At 64.2% G+C, this 3,250-nt stretch carries 4 protein-coding genes; 1 reads left to right on the top strand and 3 read right to left on the bottom strand.

The features are described 5' to 3' along the window. Nucleotides 1–180 precede the first annotated feature (180 nt). Complete coding sequence (locus GYA94_RS19330) at nt 181–795, bottom strand: LysE family translocator (protein WP_110679461.1); 615 nt, start codon at nt 793–795, stop codon at nt 181–183. A gap of 187 nt (nt 796–982) precedes the next feature. Between GYA94_RS19330 and GYA94_RS19335 the strand changes: the two genes are divergently transcribed. Next, on the top strand, nt 983–1,900 hold the full coding sequence (locus GYA94_RS19335; protein ID WP_110679460.1) for a LysR substrate-binding domain-containing protein: 918 nt from the start codon (nt 983–985) through the stop codon (nt 1,898–1,900). A 27-nt stretch (nt 1,901–1,927) separates the two neighbouring features. Here GYA94_RS19335 and rimI read toward each other — a convergent pair whose 3' ends face one another. Both rimI and GYA94_RS19345 read right to left on the bottom strand, forming a co-directional pair. Beyond that, a complete protein-coding gene (gene rimI / locus GYA94_RS19340) occupies nt 1,928–2,383 on the bottom strand; it encodes a ribosomal protein S18-alanine N-acetyltransferase (protein ID WP_029887538.1) in 456 nt (151 codons plus the stop codon). Further along, nucleotides 2,380–3,165 (bottom strand): energy transducer TonB, encoded by a 786-nt coding sequence (locus GYA94_RS19345; protein ID WP_110679459.1) that lies wholly within the window; start codon nt 3,163–3,165, stop codon nt 2,380–2,382. The genes rimI and GYA94_RS19345 overlap by 4 nt, the downstream gene beginning before the upstream one ends. Nucleotides 3,166–3,250: the final 85 nt, after the last annotated feature.

Below are 3,250 nucleotides of genomic sequence, written 5' to 3' on the forward strand. Positions count from 1 at the left end.
ACATAGCTCAGTTGGTTAGAGCATAGCATTCATAATGCTGGGGTCCGGGGTTCAAGTCCCTGTGTAGCCACCAAACAAGACGAAGGGCTTACCGCAAGGTAAGCCCTTTTTCTTTGCCTGCGAGAACTGCCGCATCGAAAGCGGCCCCCGGGGCTGCCACCCCCTCTTGCCCCTTGGGCGTCAGCGGATGCCGCTCACTGCCACGGTCAACCCGAGCCCGATCAGCGCCAGGCCGATCACCCGGTCCACCAGCACTTGGCGGTCGATCATGGCCTTGCGCAAGGCAGTGCTGGAAAAAAACACCGCGACCAGGCTGAACCACAGCCAGTGCGCGAACGACATGAACGCACCATAGGCAAATGCCAGCTGCAACGAGCTGCCCGGTTGCACGACCTGGGTGTAGGCACTGACCACGAACAACATGGTCTTGGGGTTCAGTGCGTTGGTCAAAAACCCCGTGCGCAGGGCTTGCAGCACCGAGGCACTGTTAGGCGCCCCACCCTCAAGGCTGATGCGCCGGGTATTGGTGACCGACTTGTACCCCAGGTAGATCAGATACCCGGCGCCCACCACCTTCATGGCCAGGAACAGCATCGGGCTCTGGCTGATGATCACGGCAATGCCTAGTACCGTGTATAGCACGTGCACCTGGACCCCCAAGGCGATCCCCACTGCGGCAGCCAGCCCGGCCTTGCGGCCTTGTGCATAACTGCTGCGGGTCACCATGGCGAAGTCGGCACCGGGGCTGATGACGGCAAGCAGGGTGAATACGGCGACGGCGACGAGTTCGGTCATGGGGATAGCTCTCGATAGGCGATGAAAATGCACAGACCGAGGATTATCGGGAGCTTACGGCGCAGGAAAAATCGATTTATCGTGGTGCAAATCTGATAGTTTCAGTCACAGATAGCTAGCGCCTGCTCCAGCCAGCGTGTGATTGTGCAGGCTGGCCAACGCTGCAGTGCCGGCTTGGAGAGCTGCCATGAAACTGCCCCCACTCAACGCCTTCCGCTACTTCGACATCGCCGCCCAAAGCGAAAGCTTCGTGCGCGCCGCCGAACACCTGCACGTCACCCACGGCGCCGTCAGCCGGCAAGTGCGCTTGCTCGAAGAAAGCCTTGGCGTAGAACTGTTCGAGCGCCGCAACCGGGCCATTTTTCTCACCGCCGCCGGCCGCGCGCTGCACGGCACCACCCAGGCGATCTTCGAACAACTGGAAGGCGCCGTGCAGCGCTTGCAACACCAGGCCCGCGACAATGTGCTGGTGCTGTCCTGCGAACCGACCATCGCCATGCGCTGGCTGATCCCGCGGCTGCCGCGTTTCCATGCAGCCCACCCCGACCTGCAGTTGCACCTGGTAGCCGCTGGCGGTCCGCTGGACTTCGCCCGCGGCGGCGTCGACCTGGCCATCCGCCGTGACGACTTCCATTGGGGTAACCAGTTGTTCAACCAGAAGGTCTGCGATGAGTGGGTCGGCCCGGTGTGCCGCCCCAGCGCCGGGTTCCGGCTCGACGGCCAACGCCTGCTGCACAGCACCACTCGCCCCGCTGCCTGGCCCACTTGGCTGCGCCTCAGCGGCCAACGGGCGCGGCACTGCGAACGCAGCGACTACGAGCATTTCTATCTGTCGATCCAGGCTGCCAGCGCCGGTTTGGGCGTGGCCATGGCCTCTGCCTTGATGGTGCGCGACGAACTCGACAGCGGGCAGTTGCAGGCGCCGTTCGGGTTTATCCGCGATGGCTCGGCCTACCACCTGCTCAGCCCCCAGCCGCTGAACGATGGTGGCAAGCGCCAGCGCTTCACAGGCTGGGTCATGGAAGAGTGCCACGCATGTCTGGCTCATTTGGGCTTGTTGCAGCCTGACGCCCCAGCACCACCGGTGCCGGGGCAGCCGCGCTAGGCGATGTTAACCAGGCAGCACGCAGGGTCAGTCTTCAAGCAGGGTACAAGCCATCACCAGGGCATCTTCACGGCCACCCGCCACTGGGTAATAGTCACGGCGACGGCCGATTTCGTTGAAGCCATAGCGCTCGTACAAGCGGTAGGCCGACTGGTTGCTGGCGCGCACTTCCAGGAAGCATTCGCGGCCATTGAGCTGGTAGGCACGGGCCATCAGGTGCTCCAGCAGGCGCAGGCCCAGGCCGCAGCCTTGGTTCTCGGGTTTGACGGTAATGTTGAGCAGGTGCGCTTCGTCGATGATCACGTTGATCACCCCGTGGCCCACTTGCTGCTCGCCATCGAACATCAGCCAGACTTCGTAGGATTTGAGCGCATCCTGGAAAATCCCGCGGGTCCAGGGGTGGCTGAACGCGGCATATTCGATCTTAAGTACGGCATCCAGATCCGCCTCGGTCATCGGGCGAAAACTGATCGAGTCACTCATTCAACGCTCTTCCAGCGCGCCATCAGCTGGCGCATGGCTTTCCAGACGTCCGCCTTGCGCTGCGGCTCGTCCATCAACAGTTCAAGGCCCGGCAAGACCCAGGCATCGCCCAGGCCGTCGAGCTTCAGGGTTTGGTAATAGGCCTGGGCGTCGGCGTTGGCGGCAAAGCGCACCGCTGGCAGGCCCACCAGCCAGAGGCAGGTGCACGGCGCGTCTTCCAGGCGCGCCTGGACAAAGCCCTGGACAAAATCACGTGCCGCCTCCGGGCCCTGGTCCATGTTGCCGCGTACCAGCAACGGCCAGCGCACCGGCTCGCCGATGATCTGCGGTGCATCGGGTAGCCCGGCGGCGCGCAGCATGTCCTTGAGCAGCAGGTAGGAAGGGTCGCGGCTCTGGAACGGCTGGCCGGTGGCCAGTTCGACCAGCAGCAGGCAACTGCCGGCGCGCAGCAACTGCAGCGCGAAACGTGGCGGTGGCACCGGCGCCGGCCTTGCTGGTGCGGGTTGCGCCTCGGCCTCGACCGCCTTGACCGCCGGCTTGGGCCCGCTGCCGGGCCGCGGGATCTCGATTTTGGGCCGCTCGGCGGAGCGCGCCTGGGGTGCGATTGGCTTTTCGTTGCCAGGGGCTGGCGGCAGCACATCGAAGTCGAGGTCCTCGACCGGGGCCACCGGTAGCAGCAACTCGGGGCGCGACGGCGCAGCGAACGGCAGTTCGGCGCGCGGCAGCCAGTGCACCACTTGCATGGCGGAAAGGAAGGCGCGGCGGCGAGGTTCGGTGAGCAAGGGGCAGGGTCCGAGGGGTGGAGGCAGTTGGGCATTCTAACGTGTACGCCTTGGTTTTTGCAGCGTCTATCAGACCGAGCGCCGC

This window comes from Pseudomonas juntendi (assembly GCF_009932375.1).
Taxonomy (GTDB): domain Bacteria; phylum Pseudomonadota; class Gammaproteobacteria; order Pseudomonadales; family Pseudomonadaceae; genus Aquipseudomonas; species Aquipseudomonas juntendi.